We start from the raw sequence: 18,981 nt of genomic DNA on the forward strand, positions 1-18,981 counted from the left end.
AAAATATATTAGGAAAAATCGCTGTAAGGCTAATAAATACGGTGGTGTTTTTGTTAAATATCAAACGTTTTAGTAGTTTTTAGTTAATATTAATAAATTGTTTAGTTAACCATTTCTTTGCATTCAAAAAGAATAAACGTTTCGTGCATATCACAGGTATTATTTAATTGAAAAAGATTTTACTATTAAGTTGAATTTTGCTACTTTTGTCGCACTTTTATTCTGAAATAAATTCAGAACCAGACAAATTCTATATTATGAACATACACGAATATCAAGGAAAAGAAATTTTAGCAAGTTACGGAGTACGCATTCAACGCGGAATTGTGGCTAACAATGCGGTTGAAGCTGTGGCTGCTGCAAAACAATTAACTGCCGAAACTGGTACAGGATGGCATGTGATAAAAGCACAAATTCACGCAGGTGGACGTGGAAAAGGTGGTGGAGTGAAGTTGGCTAAAAACTTGCAACAAGTTGAAGAAATTGCTGAACAAATCATCGGAATGCAATTGATTACACCTCAAACTTCTGCTGAGGGTAAAAAAGTAAACAAAGTTTTAGTTGCTGAAGATGTTTATTATCCTGGCGAAAGTGAAACTTCTGAGTTTTATGTTTCTGTTTTATTGAATAGAGGTACAGGACGTAACATGATTATGTATTCTACTGAAGGTGGAATGGATATCGAAGAAGTTGCGGAACATACACCACACTTGATTTTTACAGAAGAAATTGATCCAACTGTTGGATTACAAGGTTTTCAAGCAAGAAGAATTGCTTTTAACTTAGGTCTTTCTGGAAATGCTTTTAAAGAAATGGTGAAATTCATCGATTCATTATACAACGCTTATGTTGGTTCTGATGCATCTATGTTCGAAATCAACCCGGTTTTGAAAACTTCAGATAACAAAATTATGGCTGTTGATGCTAAAGTAAATATCGATGATAATGCTTTATACAGACAAGCAAAATATGCTGAGATGAGAGATATCCGTGAGGAGAATCCAATCGAGGTTGAAGCTAAAGAAGTAGGATTGAACTATGTAGATCTTGACGGTACTGTAGGTTGTATGGTAAACGGAGCTGGTCTTGCAATGGCAACTATGGATTTAATTAAATACGCTGGATTTGAGCCTGCTAACTTCTTAGACGTTGGTGGAACTGCAGATGCAAAACGTGTTGAAACTGCTTTCCGTATTATCTTAAAAGATCCTAACGTTAAAGCTATTTTGATCAATATCTTCGGAGGAATCGTTCGTTGTGACCGTGTTGCTCAAGGTGTTGTTGATGCTTACAAAAACATGGGTGATGCTATCAATGTGCCAATTATCGTTCGTTTGCAAGGAACAAATGCTGAAATTGCAAAAGAATTAATTGACAATTCAGGTATGCCAATTTTATCAGCTGTTCAATTTCAAGAAGCTGCTGATCAGGTTAAAGCTGCACTTTCTTAATTAAATAAGAAATCAATTTATATAGAAAATCCATTCCGAAAGGAGTGGATTTTTTTTTGTCTTTAACCGGAAAGCTATTTGTTCAAAATAGCCACGAATTCACGAATTTTTATTCTCAAAGATTATAAAAAATAATTCGTGAATTCGTGGCTAAAAAAACTTTGCGAACTTTGCGGTTAAAATAAAAAGTTATTTCAAAACCGTCGGTAGTTCTACAATTTCAAAATCGGAGTTGTGCTTGAAAAAATCTCTTATCATAGCGGTATGTCCGGCTCCCAATAAAACCATGATTTTATCATCTTTACTTTCTGTTAGTTTTTGAATCAAAGCATACATGTAAAGGTTTCTTCTGTACCATTCTGAAACTAGAAATGCCCCCACAAAATTGTCTGTTTTACCTCCTTTAATTGCCGTTTCCAGATACCAGCTAACATTGTCTTCATTAGACTCTTTTGAGTTAATGTCCACAAGTAATTCGGTTAGGGAATATTTGGCAATTTTTTCATTCTGGTCTTTTTCGTAACTCTTCATCGTCTCTTCATTTTTTTTGATCAGATCAAATTGATTGGCAGCTGTCATACCTTTTACTAAACTGTCGTATGGGAAGTCGGTATTGTTATAATCAATTCCGTATAACTTTTTGTGTCCTAATTTTTTGGCCGATCTTAAAGCTATTTGTACGATTTCATCGGCGCGCTTATGCAACAAACTATCCGTATTTTTATTGTAAAATTTATCCAGTTTGTCTTGTTTCTGATAATTCCATTCCACAAAAATTTTGTCCGGACCAAACTTTTTAATTTTATTGGTAATGTTTTCCAGTTCTTTCTGGCTTTTGTCTGACATAACATTAAAGCTGTTTATTTTAGCAACGTCAAGCCCCGGGTTTTCAAAATGGAAGGTTCCAAGTAATAGCACTTGTTTCTTTTTGGACTGTGCAGAAACAGTATGGAATGCGATAGCAAAAAACAGTAATAAGGCGATTTTTTTCATGATGATTGGTTTTTAAATTCAAGACAAATCTATACCAGTTTTTCAGGTGAAATTCGGGTTTTTGATGAACAGTAGATTTCAAATTACAAACCTTGAGAATCAGCGGTTGAAAAATTTGGTGTATCGATTTTGATAGTTTGTCACCCAAAATAGCGGTTTCGTATAAATATAGTATCCATATGAAGGTATAGTTGTATTTTTGAAAGAACAACACGGTTATTATGAAGCTAAAAATTCCATTTTCCTATCATATCGCTCTTTTTTTAGGATTGTTTATCACCTTAAACCTTTGGGATATTGGTGTTAACAATCGGGACATGGAGTTAGTCTTCAACTGGATTTCCTATATGTTTAACATTAGTTTCGTACTGGTAATCTTCATCGTTTACCTCTTAAACTTTTATACTTTTTGCAATTGGTTTTTAAACAGAAGGAAAATTCTTTTTTATGTGATGAGTATTCCTGTCTCCCTGTTAATTTTTGCGGCACTACGGTATTTCGTTCAGGAAGTGATCCTTTATGAGCTTACCGGAATTCATAATTATGCAAAAGAAACCAGAGAGATAGGCTATTATATCAAGGATAATTTTTTCTTTGGACTGCCTGCTGTTGTTTTAAGCAGTCTGGCTTATCTGTTTTTTCATTTTCAGGAAGCGCAGAAACAAAATCAGGAATTAGTATTAGAAAATAAAAAGGCCGAGCTCCAAATGCTTAAATCGCAGGTGAGTCCGCATTTTTTGTTCAATACTTTAAATTCCTTTTACAGTCAGTTGGTTTTGAAAGATGATGCTATGGCTTCGGATATTTTAGTACTTTCGGATTTGCTGCGTTACGTAATTACAGAAACGGAAAAGGATGAGGTTTTGCTTTCTAAAGAAATTCAGTTTGTACAAAACTATATTCATTTGCAGAAAAAAAGATTTGAAGATCTGCTTTACCTGGATTTTATAATTGAAGGAAAGTATGCAACAGAAAAGATTCTTTCATCGGCTTTGATTCATTTTATTGAAAATGTTTTCAAACATGGAAAACTGAACAATGAGAGCGAGAAAGCCGTTATTTCGATTGTAATAAAAGACAACTTTTTAGAGCTGTCAACCTTTAACTATAATGTTGAAGGGGAGAATTATTCTTCAACCGGAATTGGTTTTGATAATTTAAGGAAACGTTTGGAGCATGCTTATAAAGGGGAATTTACACTAGAGAAAACAGCAGAAAAGAATACCTTTAAGACCTATTTAAAAATACCGTTAAATAAGTAATATGAAATATAAGTGTATGATTGTTGATGACGAACCGCCGGCAACGCGTATTCTGGAAAATTACATCGGGAAAGTCTCTTTTTTGGAAAAAACAGCTGTTTTTAATGATGCATTGAAGGCATTAGAATTTTTAAATACGCAAAAGGTTGATGTCATTTTTCTCGATATTCAGATGCCACAGTTAACTGGTTTACAGCTTTCCAGAATTATTTCGAAAGAGATCAAAGTGATCTTTACGACCGCTTATCCGGATTTTGCTTTAGAAGGTTTTGAATTAAATGCAGTCGATTATTTATTGAAACCAATTGCTTTTGAACGATTTTATCAGGCCGTTTCTAAACTAAATACTGATTCAAAAACAGAGGTTGTACCGAACAACTCCGCTGACTTTATTTTTATTAAAACAGACGGAAAAAATAAGTTTGTAAAGCTGTTTTTAGACGAGATTCTGTATGTCGAAAGTCTTCAGAACTATGTTTGTATTCATACGCAGAATCAGCAAATTATTACACATTCGTCTTTAAAAAATGTAATTGAATCGCTGCCCGAAAGAGATTTTGTCCAGATACATAAATCGTATGTGGTGGCTTTGAAACAAATTGAATCGACAGATAGTTTTTCGGTTTTTGTCAATGGTAAAGAACTGCCTATTGGAGCGACTTTTAAAGATGGTTTCTTCGAACGAATTGATCAGAATAAGATATAAGTTTACTTTGATGGTGGTTATTTAACCACAAGGGACGCAAAGTTTTGTCTTAGATTGCGCTTAGTAACCGCAAAGTTCGCAAAGTTTTTTTCTTAGATTGTGCTTAATAAACGCAAAGTTCGCAAAGCTTTATCCATTATAGCTTTGCGAACTTTGCGGTTGTATAGATTCTTATAATTAAAAATCCTTGCACTCTTTGCGGTTAAGCAAACAGTACTATTTTTTATTCTTCCCGTTTTTGTAAACCACTTTTTCTACCACTGATGGTTTTCCGTTGCCTTTTGGGAACTCTTTCTTCTTAGGTTTTTTGGCAGCCGAACTTGATTTAGATGAACTTTGATCGCCTCTTGCTCTTTCAGGATCTTTTGGAGCAGCTTTAAATTCAGGTCGGTTTGAACTGTCTTTCTTTGGAATTTCAGCTTTATGCTTGGCTAAAACATCATTTGGGTTTTTAGGGTTTTCTTTTGTCCCTCTTAAATGAATCACCAGTCCGTTTAAGAAATTACGCAAAACCTGATCGCCACATTCCATATAATTCTCATGATCTTCGGCTCTAAAAAAAGCGCCCAATTCTGATTTTGAAATTCTAAAATCTACTAATTCTAAAATTTCTACTATTTGGTCGTCACGGAGCATCAAAGCCACGCGAAGTGTTTTTAGGATATCGTTGTTCGTCATCGTTTAATTTTTTACAAAGGTACGTTTTAAAAGTAATTTGATTGCAATTTATTGAGTGGGGTGAAGTTTTTTTGCTACGAATTTCACGAATTTTCGCAAATTGTATTGCGTTCAAATTTAATTAGTGAAAATTCACGGAATTGGTTAATGAATTTGCTATTGATGTGGTTTTGACTGTTTTTTGCTCAAAAGGGTATTTATAAGAAATATCTTTAAATTTTTGATGTAAAAAAGGATTTTTAGTGAAATAAAGTGTTAAATTACGGGTCTAACAAACCAAATTATTAACCATTTTTAACTAAATTTTTATGAAACAAAAGAATTTCACCTTTTCCTTCGTTTTGTTCTTACTTGCTTCAGGCATACTGTTTGCACAAAAAATAACGGTAAAAGGAAGCGTAACAGATGAGAGGGGAGTTTCAATGCCAGGTGTAAACATTCTGGAAAAAGGAACATCCAATACTGCTACTTCTGGTTTAGACGGGGATTTTGCCATTAGCGTAAATAAAGGATCAGTCCTGCTATTTTCGTTCGTTGGGTACAAAATGAATGAAGCTACCGTAACCGGAAGTATTTTGAATGTAAAAATGAATCCCGATTCCAAAGAGTTGGATGCAGTGACGGTAACCGCTTTTGGTATAAAAAATAAAACAAAATCTTTGGGTTATGCCAGCCAGACTTTGAAGGCTTCGGATATTGAACGACCAGGCCAATTAAATGCTCTTGAGAGTTTGCAAGGAGGAGTAGCGGGAGTAACCATAAGTAAAACTTCCGGAGGAGTTGGTGCAGGTGTAGATATTGTTATTCGTGGTGTTTCTTCTTTAGATCCGTCTAATAATAATCAGCCTTTGATAATTATTGATGGGAACCCTGTAAATAATTCTACGGCTATAGGAAATGTAGCTCCCTCAAAAGGCTCTAATTCTGTGAGTAGCGGAGAGCAGTTTTCATTTTCTAACAGAGCAATAGATATTAATCCGGAGGATATCGAAAGCTACACCGTTCTTAAAGGTGCCGGTGCTACAGCATTGTATGGTATTTTGGCGGGTAATGGTGTGATTATTATCACTACCAAAAGAGGAAAAGAAGGAAAGCCAAAAATTAATATCAATTCCAGTATTTCTTTTAGTGAGGTAAATCATTATCCAGAGCTGCAATCTAAATACAGAGAAGGTTTAAACGGAGCTTCTTATGTAAAAAGTACCGTATCGAATAGTCCTGGTGGTTTTGAATGGGTAAATCCTGCAAGCCCGGGAGGATTCTGGAGTTTTGGACCGGAATATTCGAGTTCAGATGGTGCGGGAATTAAGTACAGAAATTTTTATAAAGATTTCTTTAAAACGGGTGTGACTCAAAATTTAGGTGTGAGTGTAAGCGGAGGAACAGAGAAAATCAATTATTTTGTATCTGCTTCTACCAGTAAAGACGAAGGCATTGTACCGAACACTTCTTACCAAAGAAAAACTTTCAAAGCAAATGGAGGGTATCAAATTTCTGAAAAATTTAAAATAGGGACTTCTTTTGCTTATACAAAATCGGGAGGTATCAGATCTAATAATGGAGACAAATCGGTTATGAGTTCTCTGGCATATTGGTCACCTTCTATTGATGTAAATGATTATCTTACTGCTGAGGGAAAAGAAAAAGATTATACAAATGGCATTATCGATCAGCCAAGGTATTTTACTTCTGTAAGTAATTTAAAAGATGATGTAAATCGTATTATTGCTTCGGCCGATTTTAACTATCAGGCAACTTCATGGTTAAATTTTGTTTATAGAGCTAGTGTAGATAATTATTCTGAAACGAGAAACAGATATGTTCCTGCTAATCTTGATGTGGGAACAGCAGTAAATGGTTTTATTCTGGATGAAAATATTGGTTTTACCGGACTCAATTCCAGTTTTGTGATTACGGCCAATAAAAAATTTGGAAATTTTAATACCACCCTTACCTTAGGAAATCAAATTTTGGATACCAAAAACACCTATTCAAATGTAAGAGGAGAAGGAATTTTTATTACAGATTTTAATAATATTTCTAATGCGACCAATTTGTTTGCTTACAATTCGGGTCAAGAGCGCGTAAGAAACGTGGGAAACTTTTTTGAAGCAAAAGCAGATTATAAAGAAATTATTTATCTGGGTGTTACGGGGCGATACGATCAGGTATCTACTTTGCCGGTAAAAAATAATAAATTTGATTATTATTCTGCGAATTTGTCTTTTCTTTTTGGAGATCTGATTGACCAGAACAAATCTATTTTGTCTTATGGAAAATTAAGAACATCCTGGGCACAAAGCGGAAAAACGCCTCCGTTTGCGATCTTTAGAAAAAATATAAAAGATGTAAACTTTCCATTCAACGGAGTTGGAGGAGTATCTGCTACATCTGTTGATGCCAATCCAAATTTGAAAGCCGAAATTATATCGACTTGGGAAATAGGTACAGATTTACGTTTTTTTAGAGATAGAATACGACTGGAATATACTTATTTTAACAGAGTTAGTGACGATCAGATTATTCAAAGAATCGTGCCGCAATCCTCTTCAATTACTGCATTTTGGGACAATGGGGGATCTTTAAAAACAACAGGAAACGAATTGACTTTAGGTGCAGATTGGTTTAAAAATCCAAAGTTTAGCTGGACATCTACGCTAAATTTTACACAATATAAAACTAAAGTTACAGAATTGCCTTTTGAAAATATTATTTTCGGATATGACTCTCAGGCTACCAATATAACTTCACAAGTGCGTTTGGGTGATGCAGCGGGAACACTTTATGGCCAGTCCTGGCAACGCGTAGATGGTAAAGTAGTGATTGGTGCAAACGGATTGCCCGTTTTTAATAAAACAAGTACCGGAGCCATAGCCATAAATAAAATTGGTGAGGCTTTTCCGGACTGGGTAGCTACGCTAAACAATACGTTCAAAATTCAAAATTTTGATATCGGATTTTTGCTGGAATACAAAAAAGGAGGAGATGCGTATGATACCGCCAGAAGAAACGGAATTAGAAATGGTGTTTTGGGAGTTACTTCAGACCGAAACGAAAGTGCTGTTTTAGACGGTGTAAAATCTGATGGAGCGGGAGGATATGTGCCTAATGATATCCCTATAAATAAATCGTTGCGCAACAATTATTACAACAATACGATTTATAATACAGCTGCAGATGCTCTTATACAGGATGCTTCCTGGTTTAAACTTAGAAATGTGTCGGTTACTTATAACATGACCAAAGAAGCATTAAAAACCATTGGTGTTTCTAATTTGTCTTTTACGGTATCGGGGAGTAATTTCTTGATTTGGACACCCTTTGATGGTTTCGATCCGGAAGGTTCCAGTTACAGTGCCGGTACCAATGTTTACGGATTTACAGGTTTGACCACTCCGCTTACACAATCATATTCATTTAGTATTAATCTAGGATTTTAATTTATAAAAGATGAAAAATATACTCAAAACCTTCTTGATAATAAGCATTGTCCTGACAACTTATAGCTGTAGTGATGATTATTTTGATATAAATACACCGGGAAATGTAATACCTGATGCGAATAAAAATCTAAAAGATTTATTGGGTCCTGCAATTTACTACACATTTGATGCTCAGTATACTGCTGCGACCAGAGTTTCTTTGCTAACCCAATATACTTCCTCTGCACTTAATTCGTCAGTAGGGGTAGACAATCATTACGAAGAATCCTTAGATAGCTATTGGTCTTCTGCGTATGTAAAAGCTTTAGGAAACCTGAAAGAAGTAGCCGATAAAGCCGATGAAACAAAATCATCACATTACAAGGGTATTGTTCAAATTTTGCAAGCTGTAAATTTTGGATTGCTGACGGATCTGTACGGAGATATACCTTTTTCGCAGGCCTCGTTGGCATCACAGAATTTTAAACCGGAATATGACCGTCAGGAAGAGGTTTACAAAGGTATAAACAACCTATTAGATCAGGCAATTGCCAATTTATCGGCTCCTAATACATCCTCTTTTACTCCGGGAAAAGAAGACCTTGTTTATGGCGGAAACATAGGAAAATGGATAAAAGCGGCGTACACCTTTAAAGCGAGATATGCGTTGCACTTATCAAAAATCAATGCCACAACTGCTGCCAATACTGTAGCTACTTATTTGGCAAAAGGAATAACATCCAATGCAGATGATTTTCAATTGATTTTCAATAAAGTACAGACAAATCCATGGTACAATAACCAATTAGGACTTAATACCGGAAATGCATCTTATCTGATAACCAGGCAATTTATTGGTTTTATGAACGGGAGTACCTTTACTTTTAAAACAGTAACGATGGATCCCAGAATGCCATTCCTGATTGATCTTAGAAGTTATCCCGTAACAGATGGCGTTGTTAATCCTAAAGATCCAAATCCGAATGTTCCGGGTAGTTATGTTGGCGGAGAACCTGGACAGGGATCAAAAGGAACACCAGCACCTAATGCTAAAATAGGGTTGTATTCTTATTACTCAAAAATAGATTCGCCAGTTGTTATTTTGTCCTTTTCTGAGGTTAAACTAATGCAGGCCGAAGCACAATTTATTTTAAATGGAGGTAATGCGACAAGTACCGGAACAAATGCAATAGGGTATAGCGCCTATATGGATGCGATTGGCGCAAATATGGATAAATTAGGAGTTTCTGGTCCTGATAAAACTGCTTATTTGGGAGATGCTTCTATCAATAAAGGTGCGGCCAATTTGCAGTTGAAAGATATTATGAGGCAAAAAAATATAACACTCTATTTGAACTGCGAAACATTTAACGATTACAGACGCTATGATTTTTCTACAAACGTTTTCCCCGGATTAGCCCTGCCAAAAGCCGCTGATCCTGCTAATGGAGGAAAATGGGTAAGAAGATTTATTTATTCTACCAACGAAAGAAATGCTAATAAAGCAAATTATGAATTAAACTTTAAATCAATGGTCACACCCGTTTGGTGGGACAAATAAAAACCAAAACGGCTCTGATTTTTTGATCAGAGCTGTTTTTTTATAAGCCGCCGCTTTGATTTAAAACTTCAATTAATTTGTCTAAATCATCTTTAGTATGATTGGCAGTAATCACAATTCGATTTAAAGGAGCTGTGTCTTTTTGGTATTTGAAATTGGCAATAATAATTTTATTTCCTTTTAATGTTTCGATTAGATTTTCATCTTCTAAATAAAGCAAAGGGTATGTTTTATCAAATTGGATCGCGTCATTTTTAATTAGTTTCTGATCGATGTACTGAAGGTTATCCAGCAGTTTTTGATGTTGTACACTGTAAATTTCGGTTGCATCCGCCAATGTCTGAACAAAAGCAGGATTCATTCCGGCAGCTGAGACAAAGGTATCCGTGTTTTTGATCTGATTGATAAAAGAAGCATCACTCGCAATTACGCCACCGCTTAAGCCTAGTGCTTTCCCTAAAGACGACACCATAATTTTACGCTTAATCGGGAGGTCGATACCCGAGTAAAGTCCGCAGCCATTTTTGCCTAAAACTCCAAGCGAATGAGATTCGTCAATAAGTAAAGTGATTTCTTTATGATGGGGAATTTCTTTTAAAAGCGACAAATCAACAGCTTTGGTTTGATGGGAGGGAACTCCGTCAGTTAGAATGCTGATTTTTTCTGCTTTAGCATCCAGCAGCCTTGGATTTATTTGGTTATTTATAAATACTGGTAAACTATCGGGAGTTTTTATTGCGGTATGCAAATCTGAAAAATGAAAGAAACAATCGGTGGTTTTAAGCAATTGTTCGAGGACCAGTTTTCCGGCAAGCATTCCGGAGGATACGGTAACCGCGCTTTCGGCTTGTATGTGTCGGGCGAGAAAAGTTTCACCGTTTTCATAAGCCGTTAGTTTTATATTGGCATTTCTGGAGCTTCCATAGGTGGTTCCCCATCGCAGCATATTTTTAATGACCAATTCCTGAAAAGCCCTGTTTGTGGGTAATCCCAAATAAGCTGTTCCTCCAAAATACAAATAATGCTCCAGATTGATTTCAATGATTCTGTCCGGAAATTGATCGACGTTCATAGTAGTTAGATTAAAGTAACTCCGGTTCCGTTAAGTTCCGAATAATGGATTACACCATTTTTTATGGTGACACCGGTGGCAATATCCTCTGCTAAAAGTAGGGCTCCATCCATATCCACATAATCCAGTTGAGGTAACAAGTGCGCAATTGCCGAGATTCCCACGGTAGATTCGGTCATGCAACCTACCATAGTTTTTAGCCCTAATTTTTTGGCTTCCTCAATCATACGTTTCCCTGGGGTTAAACCACCGCATTTCACCAATTTTACGTTTACTCCGTGAAAATGATTGAAACATTTGGCGACATCTTCTTCAATAATACAGCTTTCGTCGGCTATTATGGGTAAAACTGAATGTTTGAAAACCTCTTTGTGTGCGTCCCAATGATCCGCTTTCAGTGGCTGTTCCAGAAATTCGACTCCTAGTTTTTTTAGTTCAATGGCGTTATGAATGGTTTCGTCAACCTCCCAGCCACAATTGGCATCGATTCTAAAAATTGCATCGGTATGTTTTCGGAGTTCTTTTACAATGGCGATGTCTTCTTTTGTTCCCAGTTTAATTTTATAAATAGGCCACGGCAGCTCCTGCATTTTTGAAACCATTTTTGCTATAGAAGCAATACCAATCGTGTAATCTGTCAGCGGATTTCGATCAATAGTGTAATTCCATAAATCGTATAGTTTTTTACCCTTTTTGCGTGCATACAAGTCGTTATAAGCCATGTCTAACGCGCATAAAGCAAACATGTCATTCTTTAAATACGGATAGATTTTTGCCCAGAAAATTTCAGGAGTTTCATTCGTTGTGCTTTCGATAATGCCTCTGATTTTTTCCAAATCCTGAATCATCATCGGAACGGTTGTTTTGTAATACGGATTTGAAGTGGCTTCTCCAAAACCTGAAAAACCATCGCTTTTGAGCTCTATAATTAGCGAAGGCTGAAAATCAATTGATTCTCTGGAAATGGTAAAAGTATGTTTGAGTTTTAGATTGTACTCTCTTAAAATTAATTCCATAAGTCTGTTTTTTAGTTAATACCCCAGCCAGATTATAGCTTTCGCAAAACCATCACGCCAAAGTTTTTCATTATGTTCGCCTCCTTTTACAATTTTAGATTTGGTCAGATGGAGGCAATAACAGCGTTTTGTATCTAATAAACGTTCCATTTTTGTCATATCGGTTACCATATCATCACTCTCTTTGTCTCCGCATAAAAAATAAATCTTGGTTTTGATTTTAGGAGTTTGTGTTGTCAAAGTATAAATGTCATTTGAAAACCAGAAGGATGGCGAGAATATGCCTGCTTTTCCAAAAGTTTCCGGGTATTTTAATATGGCGTAATACGAAACTAATCCGCCAAGCGAACTTCCCATGATAAGGGTGTTTTTTGCCTTGGTTTTTGTTTTGTAATGCTGATCGATATACGGTTTTAAGGTCTTTACAATAAAATCGAGATAATTATCGGCATTTCCTCCGCCGTATTTTTCATTTTTATAGGGAGTTAATTCGCTTATACGATTGTCATTTCCGTGTTCAATACCCACTACAATTACGGGTGCTTTAAGGCTATCCAGTTTTTCGTCTACATTCCATTCGCCTGCATACGAGGTTTTGGCATCAAACAAATTCTGAGCATCGTGCATATAAATCACGGAGTATCTCTTTTTGGCTGTAGCCGAATAACCATCAGGAAGATAAAGCCATATTTTTTTGGTTGTTTTTAATTGAGGGGCTTCAATCGTAAAAGTCGATACGTTTTTGGAAGAAGTACTGTTCTGTGCGCCGGCAATAGCCGTTACCCATAAGAAAATAAAAAAGAAAAATCTCCTAATCATGAGTACTGTTGCGTTTTAGATTTAAAAACAATATTTTAGCTAAAAATAATAAATTGATGAATACCGAAACAGAAAAGAGAAGTTTACTTTTAGAAATGATTGCTTTTTCTACCGTTGGCGGGCAGTTGCACAAGAGAGAGTATGATTTTTTGTGGCTGGTAGCCCAGGAGCTTAATATTGGCCCGGATGATTTTCGCGATTTATTTCATCAGGAAAGCGCTGGTACTGTTATAAAATCGGAGTTTCAGCGCATTCAACAGTTTTACAGACTGGCCTTGATTATGTATTGTGACGGTATTTTGCATGAAAAAGAAGCAAAAGCCATACAGCAAATTTCCATTGAAATGGGATTGAATCCAAACGCTACGAGACGCGTTTTAGATTTAATGAAAAATGCGCCAAACGCTATAATTGACCCTAAAGTTTTATTGAAAGTTTTTCAGGAACAGCACAATTAGTTTTACCAAAGTTTTGATCGTTTGAACGAAGCTTATGCCATTTAAAATAAAGGAGGTTAGCCTTTTTTAATAGACATTTTTAAACCTATACCGGTTTGAAAATCGGGTGCATTGTCTAAGTTTAAATCTTCTCTGAAGTATATAAAATAAGAAAATCTCTTTGTGGAGTAGGTACAGATAAAATTCCAACCTTCTAAGTTTTCATATAAATGAGAGATCGTTTTTTGCCAATGGGTATTTATTCTTTCTCCCGTCAGAACGATATAATCCCGCTCATTTCTTTTGTTGTAAGAAGTCTGAAAATTATAATTAATACCATACGAAATACGGTTGTTGTTTTTGAGCTTTACCTTATAATCAATAAGACCTTCAAAACTATAAAAGAAATCCTGACTGCTGATGTTTACACGGTCGCCATATTCTAAAAAATGCTGGCGCAAAACTCCTGCACTCGCACCAAAGCTTAGGATGTTTTTGTTTTTAATGATTTTCTTTTTCAGAATAGAAGCAGAAACGCCAAGATCCGCTACCGGATTGTATTTGGAGGTATTAATCCCAAGTTGTGTTCCAAAATTCAAATAGATATGATGTTTTTCATTCATTTCCAATTTAGGATAATAGTTGTAATTGATATCAATTCCGGGAATAGTGAAATTGCCATTGTTCAGGGTTAGAACCTTATTTTGATCATCCTTATACGATATTCCTGCTTTGTTGAGACCATAATGTCGACGTGAAAACGGATCTTCGCCACCGGCAATATTACTGTGAAACCATTCGATTGTTTCATCTGAGGTAAAAATAGAGTAAGGATATTTTCCGCCATCGAGTGAGTTCATTCGCAAACCGAAATTAAGCTCGTGTTGCGTCGTAATAGGTAATGTAAAAGTCAATCGATACGATCGAATAACTCCATCTGCAACAAACTCTTTAGTATTGGCGGGAACTTTATTTAAATCAAAGGAAAACTCCCGTGTATGCCAGGCTAAATTTTTGGCTATTTCCCGATCGTTAGGATCTGTTAATTCGTATGATTTAACATAAGGAAGCGCGACATTACCGCTCGAAACTTCAAATGAAAAAGAATATTTATCAGGAGAACGTACATTAAAATTGTGATTCAGTCTGGAAATATAAATTCCAAACGGATGATTAGAAAGGATATTCGGTTTTATAATGTCCGAGGAATTTTCTATTTCGGTATTCCAAAAATCATTATTTTTAGATTGTGCGACAGCAGTAGCGCTGAAAGCAAAAAAAACAAAAAGGAATAGGTGGTATTTCATTTTGGAGTTTGAAAATTTTGTTAAAACTAATCAATTTGAAATTCCTTATAAAACATTTTTTAAATAATTTTAAGAATAAATTCCTCCTTTGTTTTTTATGCGTATTATTTTAAAATGATGTATTTAAGACAGTTGCTCCTGTAGTTTTTTAATTTCGTCACGCAGCTTTGCCGCTTGTAAAAAGTCTAGTTCTTTTGCTGCTTTCTCCATTGATTTTCGTTTTTCACGAATCATTTTTTCCAACTCCGATTTCGATAAATAAGCGGTTTGAGGTTCTGCTGCAACCGGTATGGGATGTCCTAATTCATATTCCACCAGAGGATTTTTAGTAAAAGCACTATCAATTTTTTTGTTTAGGGCCTGAGGTGTGATGTTATTTTCAGTATTATAATTGATCTGTTTTGTTCTGCGATAATTGGTTTCATCGATCGTTTTTTGCATGCTTGCCGTAATCTTGTCAGCATACATAATTGCTTTTCCGTTTAGGTTCCTTGCGGCACGACCAATCGTTTGAGTCAGCGATCTGTGGCTTCTTAAAAAACCTTCTTTGTCGGCATCTAAAATAGCAACAAGCGAAACTTCGGGTAAATCCAGACCTTCACGAAGTAAGTTTACTCCAATTAGAACGTCAAAAATACCTTTACGCAAGTCCTGCATGATTTCAATACGCTCCAGCGTATCGACATCAGAGTGAATATAGCGGCAACGAATGTTTACTTTAGTTAAATATTTGGCTAGTTCTTCGGCCATTCTTTTCGTCAGCGTAGTCACTAAAACTCTTTCATCCAATTCACAGCGCACCTGAATTTCTTCGATCAAATCATCAATCTGATTCAAACTTGGTCGGATTTCAATAATGGGATCTAATAAGCCGGTTGGACGAATGACTTGTTCTACGTAAATTCCGTCCGTTTTTTGTAGCTCATAATCGGCAGGTGTTGCAGATACGTAGATTACCTGATTTTGCATGGCTTCAAACTCTTCAAACTTCAAAGGTCGGTTGTCCATTGCGGCTGGCAAACGGAAACCGTATTCGACCAGATTTTCTTTTCGGCTGCGGTCACCTCCGTACATGGCGTGAACCTGTGAGACTGTTACGTGACTTTCGTCGACCACCATCAGATAATCATTTGGGAAATAGTCTAACAGACAGAAAGGGCGCGTTCCCGCTTCTCTTCCGTCCAGATATCTTGAATAATTCTCAATTCCGGAGCAATAGCCCAGTTCGCGAATCATTTCTAAATCAAAATTGGTACGTTCTTCCAAACGTTTTGCTTCCAGATGTTTTCCTATTTCTTTAAAATAATCAACCTGTTTGACTAAATCCTGCTGGATTTCCCAAATAGCGTTTTGCAAAACATCAGGAGAAGTCACAAACATATTGGCCGGATAAATCGTCAGTCGCTGGAATTTTTCAATGACTTGTGAGGTCTTGGCATCAAAAGATTCTATTTCCTCGATTTCATCACCAAAGAAGTGAATTCTAAAAGCATCATCGGCATAACTTGGGTATACTTCAACTGTATCTCCTTTTATTCGGAATGTTCCGGGCGTAAAATCTGCCTCGGTTCTGGAGTACAAACTCTGCACCAGACTGTGTAATAATTTGGTTCGGGAGATGATCTGATCTCTCGCTATTTCAATAACGTTTTTCTGAAATTCAACAGGATTCCCAATACCATACAAGCAGGAAACCGAAGCTACAACTAAAATATCGCGACGTCCGGAAAGCAGCGAAGAGGTCGTACTCAAACGCATTTTTTCGAGTTCTTCGTTGATGGACAGGTCTTTCTCAATAAATACTCCGCTGACTGGCATAAAAGCTTCCGGCTGATAATAATCATAGTAGGAAACAAAGTACTCCACAGCATTGTTGGGAAAAAATTGCTTGAATTCAGAATACAACTGTGCAGCCAACGTTTTGTTGTGTGCCAAAACCAAAGTTGGTCGCTGAACTTCCTGAATGACATTGGCTACCGTAAAGGTTTTTCCGGATCCCGTAACTCCTAACAGAGTCTGGTATTTTTCACCATCTATAATGCCTTGTGAAAGTTTTTCAATTGCTTGCGGCTGATCACCTTTTGGACTGTATTCAGAGGATACCTGGAAATTCATTTTTGGACGATGAAAGATTAGTTTTGTAAAGATACAAAGTTTGGATTCTATATAAAAACTTAAAAAGAGGATGAATTAAATGGGTTGTGTTTACTGTAAATTCCCCTAAGAACTGTGTCTTTTATTTATTCTAAAAAGTCAATCATAGCGTTATTCACTATTTTCGACTGATCGATGGACAGAAAATGCCCTGCATCTGATATTGTTTTTGTTTGGCTATGAATTAAAAACTTTTTTGCTCTTTCTAAGCTTTCTTCGGAATTGATAACATCACGATCTCCAATTAAAATCAAAACCGGATTGGTAATTGATTGGAGTTCAGTATCTGAAAAAGGACGCATTTTGAACATGCTTGAATTTGATTTCGCATATTTATTGGCCAGATAGAATTGCTTTTTGTAAACAGTACTGATCTTTTCGGGATGAGTAGAAAAAGTTTGGAGTGTTTTTTCGAATTTCTTTTCATTTGGGAACAGTTTCAACATTAGGGCCGAACTTGTTTTCCTCACTTTGTCTATAAATTTAAAAGTTTGTGCGGGACTTAATAGCACTATTTTATCAATAGAATTGTTGTTTTGAGTCGCTAATAATGTTGCAATCCAGCCACCACGTGACGCTCCTATAATATCAAATTTCTTTAATTTGTAGTGATTGAAAATTTCATTGTACAAAAGAACAATTTCTTCTGAGGAATGAGATTTAGAGGTCAAAGTAGACTTTCCGGGTTCTATTATAAAATCAATTGCATAAATGCGGTGTTTTTTAGAGAGCGCTTTTATGTTGGGATACCACATGCTGGAACTTGCATCCATTCCGTGAAGCAGAACCAAGTCTTTGCCATTTTTTAATCCGGTAACAATTACGTGGGCTGTTCCGTAAGCTGTCTGTATGTTTTCTTCGGTATAAGGAAGGTCCCAAAGCTTTAAAGTCTGATTGTAAGAATCGATATAGGCCTGTTTTTCGCTTTTTGTTTTAAAAACATAATCGTCAAACTTTGCCTTTTTTGAAGCGGCACAACCGGCAAGCAAAAATAACAATACTGCTTTGAAGAGTAATTTTGGCATAGGAATAAAATTCAAATTACTTTAAAGGTACGAAAAATGTGAACCCTCAGAATATCAGAATTTTATTTTAAAATATTAGAATTTCAATGTTAAGCGTTTTCCAGCTTCCATGCTTTTTGCTGACTCTCACTTAAAAAAGACCAGGCTACAATTCGGCTTGTTTTTTGACCTTGAGACATATCGATTGTTTTGATAGTAGCGGCATTTACTTTATTTAAGGTTTTGTAAATACTGGAAAGATTGTCTCTTTTTGAAACCAGAGTGGTAAACCATAAGCATTGCATGGCATATCTAGCGCTTTCATAAATCATTTGAGTCACAAAACCAATTTCACCTCCATCACACCATAATTCGGCATTTTGACCTCCGAAGTTCAAAACAGGATTTGTTTTTTTCTTTTCTTTCGGATTTAAGTTTGAAACTTTTCGAACGGTACTTTGGTTGGCATCTTCGGCCGAAGAATGAAATGGCGGGTTGCACATTGTAAAAGTAAAACGATCTTCGGGGGTGATGATGTTTTTAAAAATAAAACGCGATTCGGTTTGCTGCTGAAGGCTTATGGCCTCAATCAGTTTTGGATTGGCTTCGATAATTTTGCTGCAATTTGCGATCGCTTTTTCGTCAATATCTGTTCCTACGAAACTCCAGTCGTAAATCGCATTTCCTAAAACAGGATAGATGCAGTTAGAGCCTGTTCCTATATCCAAACCTAGCACTGACGGACCTTTAGGGATATTTCCGTTGTTGGTTTCTGCCAGTAAATCGGCCAGATAATGAATATAATCCGTTCTTCCGGGAATGGGTGGACAAAGATAGTTTTTAGGAATATCCCAGTTTTGTATGTCGTAATAGGTTTTCAGTAAAGCTTTGTTTAGTAGTTTTACTGAAAGAGGATTACTGAAATCAATAGTTTCAATTCCGTGAATGTTTACGGCAACCTGTGCCTTTAACTCAGGACAATTCGCGATAAGAAGTTCGAAATCGTAACGGGAACGATGAAGATTTCGAGGATGTAAATTGTTTTTTTCGGAATTGTCTGTTGTTTTCATTTTTGTAAATTTCCGTGCAAAGATAGGTA

15 protein-coding genes are annotated in these 18,981 nt (G+C 36.0%); 6 read left to right on the forward strand and 9 right to left on the reverse strand.

Features of this window, described 5'->3' with window-relative positions; genetic code table 11:
• Positions 1–257: 257 nt before the first annotated feature.
• A complete protein-coding gene (sucC, locus tag ACN1CN_RS06685; RefSeq protein WP_173967052.1) occupies positions 258–1,451 on the forward strand; it encodes an ADP-forming succinate--CoA ligase subunit beta in 1,194 nt (397 codons plus the stop codon).
• 189 nt (positions 1,452–1,640) lie between these two features.
• Here sucC and ACN1CN_RS06690 read toward each other — a convergent pair whose 3' ends face one another.
• Positions 1,641–2,444: a DUF5694 domain-containing protein gene (locus tag ACN1CN_RS06690; RefSeq protein WP_419135087.1), complete on the reverse strand. Its 804-nt coding sequence runs from the start codon at positions 2,442–2,444 to the stop codon at positions 1,641–1,643.
• Positions 2,445–2,665: 221 nt separating this feature from the next.
• On the opposite strand from ACN1CN_RS06690, the gene ACN1CN_RS06695 reads away from it, so the two are divergent.
• Complete coding sequence (locus ACN1CN_RS06695) at positions 2,666–3,706, forward strand: sensor histidine kinase (RefSeq protein ID WP_419135088.1); 1,041 nt, start codon at positions 2,666–2,668, stop codon at positions 3,704–3,706.
• A 1-nt stretch (position 3,707) separates the two neighbouring features.
• On the forward strand, positions 3,708–4,412 hold the full coding sequence (locus ACN1CN_RS06700; RefSeq protein WP_419135089.1) for a LytR/AlgR family response regulator transcription factor: 705 nt from the start codon (positions 3,708–3,710) through the stop codon (positions 4,410–4,412).
• Between the two features lie 216 nt (positions 4,413–4,628).
• Here the strand turns inward: ACN1CN_RS06700 and ACN1CN_RS06705 are convergent, their stop codons facing one another.
• Entirely contained in the window at positions 4,629–5,090 is a 462-nt protein-coding gene (locus tag ACN1CN_RS06705; protein ID WP_419135090.1) for a DUF1456 family protein, read from the reverse strand.
• Positions 5,091–5,398: 308 nt separating this feature from the next.
• On the opposite strand from ACN1CN_RS06705, the gene ACN1CN_RS06710 reads away from it, so the two are divergent.
• Positions 5,399–8,530 (forward strand): SusC/RagA family TonB-linked outer membrane protein, encoded by a 3,132-nt coding sequence (locus ACN1CN_RS06710; RefSeq protein ID WP_419135091.1) that lies wholly within the window; start codon positions 5,399–5,401, stop codon positions 8,528–8,530.
• 10 nt (positions 8,531–8,540) lie between these two features.
• Entirely contained in the window at positions 8,541–10,073 is a 1,533-nt protein-coding gene (locus ACN1CN_RS06715) for a SusD/RagB family nutrient-binding outer membrane lipoprotein (protein ID WP_419135092.1), read from the forward strand.
• A 40-nt stretch (positions 10,074–10,113) separates the two neighbouring features.
• Here the strand turns inward: ACN1CN_RS06715 and ACN1CN_RS06720 are convergent, their stop codons facing one another.
• The 3 genes from ACN1CN_RS06720 to ACN1CN_RS06730 are packed head-to-tail and all read right to left on the reverse strand — an operon-like array spanning position 10,114 to position 12,980.
• A complete protein-coding gene (locus ACN1CN_RS06720) occupies positions 10,114–11,145 on the reverse strand; it encodes an aminotransferase class I/II-fold pyridoxal phosphate-dependent enzyme (protein WP_419135093.1) in 1,032 nt (343 codons plus the stop codon).
• A gap of 5 nt (positions 11,146–11,150) precedes the next feature.
• Complete coding sequence (locus ACN1CN_RS06725; RefSeq protein ID WP_419135094.1) at positions 11,151–12,161, reverse strand: dipeptide epimerase; 1,011 nt, start codon at positions 12,159–12,161, stop codon at positions 11,151–11,153.
• Positions 12,162–12,176: 15 nt separating this feature from the next.
• The gene (locus ACN1CN_RS06730; protein ID WP_419135095.1) at positions 12,177–12,980 is read right to left on the reverse strand and encodes an alpha/beta hydrolase; all 804 of its coding nucleotides are present in this window, start codon (positions 12,978–12,980) and stop codon (positions 12,177–12,179) included.
• Positions 12,981–13,036: 56 nt separating this feature from the next.
• On the opposite strand from ACN1CN_RS06730, the gene ACN1CN_RS06735 reads away from it, so the two are divergent.
• Positions 13,037–13,438, forward strand: a complete 402-nt coding sequence (locus ACN1CN_RS06735) for an excinuclease ABC subunit B (RefSeq protein ID WP_419135096.1) — start codon at positions 13,037–13,039, stop codon at positions 13,436–13,438.
• Between the two features lie 56 nt (positions 13,439–13,494).
• On the opposite strand, the gene ACN1CN_RS06740 is transcribed toward ACN1CN_RS06735, so the two are convergent.
• The 4 genes from ACN1CN_RS06740 to rlmF form a co-directional block, all read right to left on the reverse strand.
• Positions 13,495–14,724, reverse strand: coding sequence for a hypothetical protein (locus ACN1CN_RS06740; protein WP_419135097.1), 1,230 nt, complete (start codon positions 14,722–14,724; stop codon positions 13,495–13,497).
• Between the two features lie 123 nt (positions 14,725–14,847).
• Positions 14,848–16,839, reverse strand: coding sequence for an excinuclease ABC subunit UvrB (gene uvrB, locus ACN1CN_RS06745; protein WP_419135098.1), 1,992 nt, complete (start codon positions 16,837–16,839; stop codon positions 14,848–14,850).
• A gap of 125 nt (positions 16,840–16,964) precedes the next feature.
• Positions 16,965–17,903: an alpha/beta fold hydrolase gene (locus ACN1CN_RS06750; RefSeq protein WP_419135099.1), complete on the reverse strand. Its 939-nt coding sequence runs from the start codon at positions 17,901–17,903 to the stop codon at positions 16,965–16,967.
• A gap of 89 nt (positions 17,904–17,992) precedes the next feature.
• A complete protein-coding gene (gene rlmF, locus ACN1CN_RS06755) occupies positions 17,993–18,952 on the reverse strand; it encodes a 23S rRNA (adenine(1618)-N(6))-methyltransferase RlmF (protein WP_419135100.1) in 960 nt (319 codons plus the stop codon).
• Positions 18,953–18,981 lie beyond the last annotated feature (29 nt).

It is taken from the genome of Flavobacterium sp. T12S277 (assembly GCF_048514875.1).
Taxonomy (GTDB): domain Bacteria; phylum Bacteroidota; class Bacteroidia; order Flavobacteriales; family Flavobacteriaceae; genus Flavobacterium.

Bases quoted from the DNA above. Each gene is read 5' to 3' on its own strand.
- sucC (WP_173967052.1), top strand. From the start codon at position 258: ATGAACATACACGAATATCAAGGAAAAGAAATTTTAGCAAGTTACGGA.
- ACN1CN_RS06690 (WP_419135087.1), bottom strand. From the start codon at position 2,444: ATGAAAAAAATCGCCTTATTACTGTTTTTTGCTATCGCATTCCATACT.
- ACN1CN_RS06695 (WP_419135088.1), top strand. From the start codon at position 2,666: ATGAAGCTAAAAATTCCATTTTCCTATCATATCGCTCTTTTTTTAGGA.
- ACN1CN_RS06700 (WP_419135089.1), top strand. From the start codon at position 3,708: ATGAAATATAAGTGTATGATTGTTGATGACGAACCGCCGGCAACGCGT.
- ACN1CN_RS06705 (WP_419135090.1), bottom strand. From the start codon at position 5,090: ATGACGAACAACGATATCCTAAAAACACTTCGCGTGGCTTTGATGCTC.
- ACN1CN_RS06710 (WP_419135091.1), top strand. From the start codon at position 5,399: ATGAAACAAAAGAATTTCACCTTTTCCTTCGTTTTGTTCTTACTTGCT.
- ACN1CN_RS06715 (WP_419135092.1), top strand. From the start codon at position 8,541: ATGAAAAATATACTCAAAACCTTCTTGATAATAAGCATTGTCCTGACA.
- ACN1CN_RS06720 (WP_419135093.1), bottom strand. From the start codon at position 11,145: ATGAACGTCGATCAATTTCCGGACAGAATCATTGAAATCAATCTGGAG.
- ACN1CN_RS06725 (WP_419135094.1), bottom strand. From the start codon at position 12,161: ATGGAATTAATTTTAAGAGAGTACAATCTAAAACTCAAACATACTTTT.
- ACN1CN_RS06730 (WP_419135095.1), bottom strand. From the start codon at position 12,980: ATGATTAGGAGATTTTTCTTTTTTATTTTCTTATGGGTAACGGCTATT.
- ACN1CN_RS06735 (WP_419135096.1), top strand. From the start codon at position 13,037: ATGAATACCGAAACAGAAAAGAGAAGTTTACTTTTAGAAATGATTGCT.
- ACN1CN_RS06740 (WP_419135097.1), bottom strand. From the start codon at position 14,724: ATGAAATACCACCTATTCCTTTTTGTTTTTTTTGCTTTCAGCGCTACT.
- uvrB (WP_419135098.1), bottom strand. From the start codon at position 16,839: ATGAATTTCCAGGTATCCTCTGAATACAGTCCAAAAGGTGATCAGCCG.
- ACN1CN_RS06750 (WP_419135099.1), bottom strand. From the start codon at position 17,903: ATGCCAAAATTACTCTTCAAAGCAGTATTGTTATTTTTGCTTGCCGGT.
- rlmF (WP_419135100.1), bottom strand. From the start codon at position 18,952: ATGAAAACAACAGACAATTCCGAAAAAAACAATTTACATCCTCGAAAT.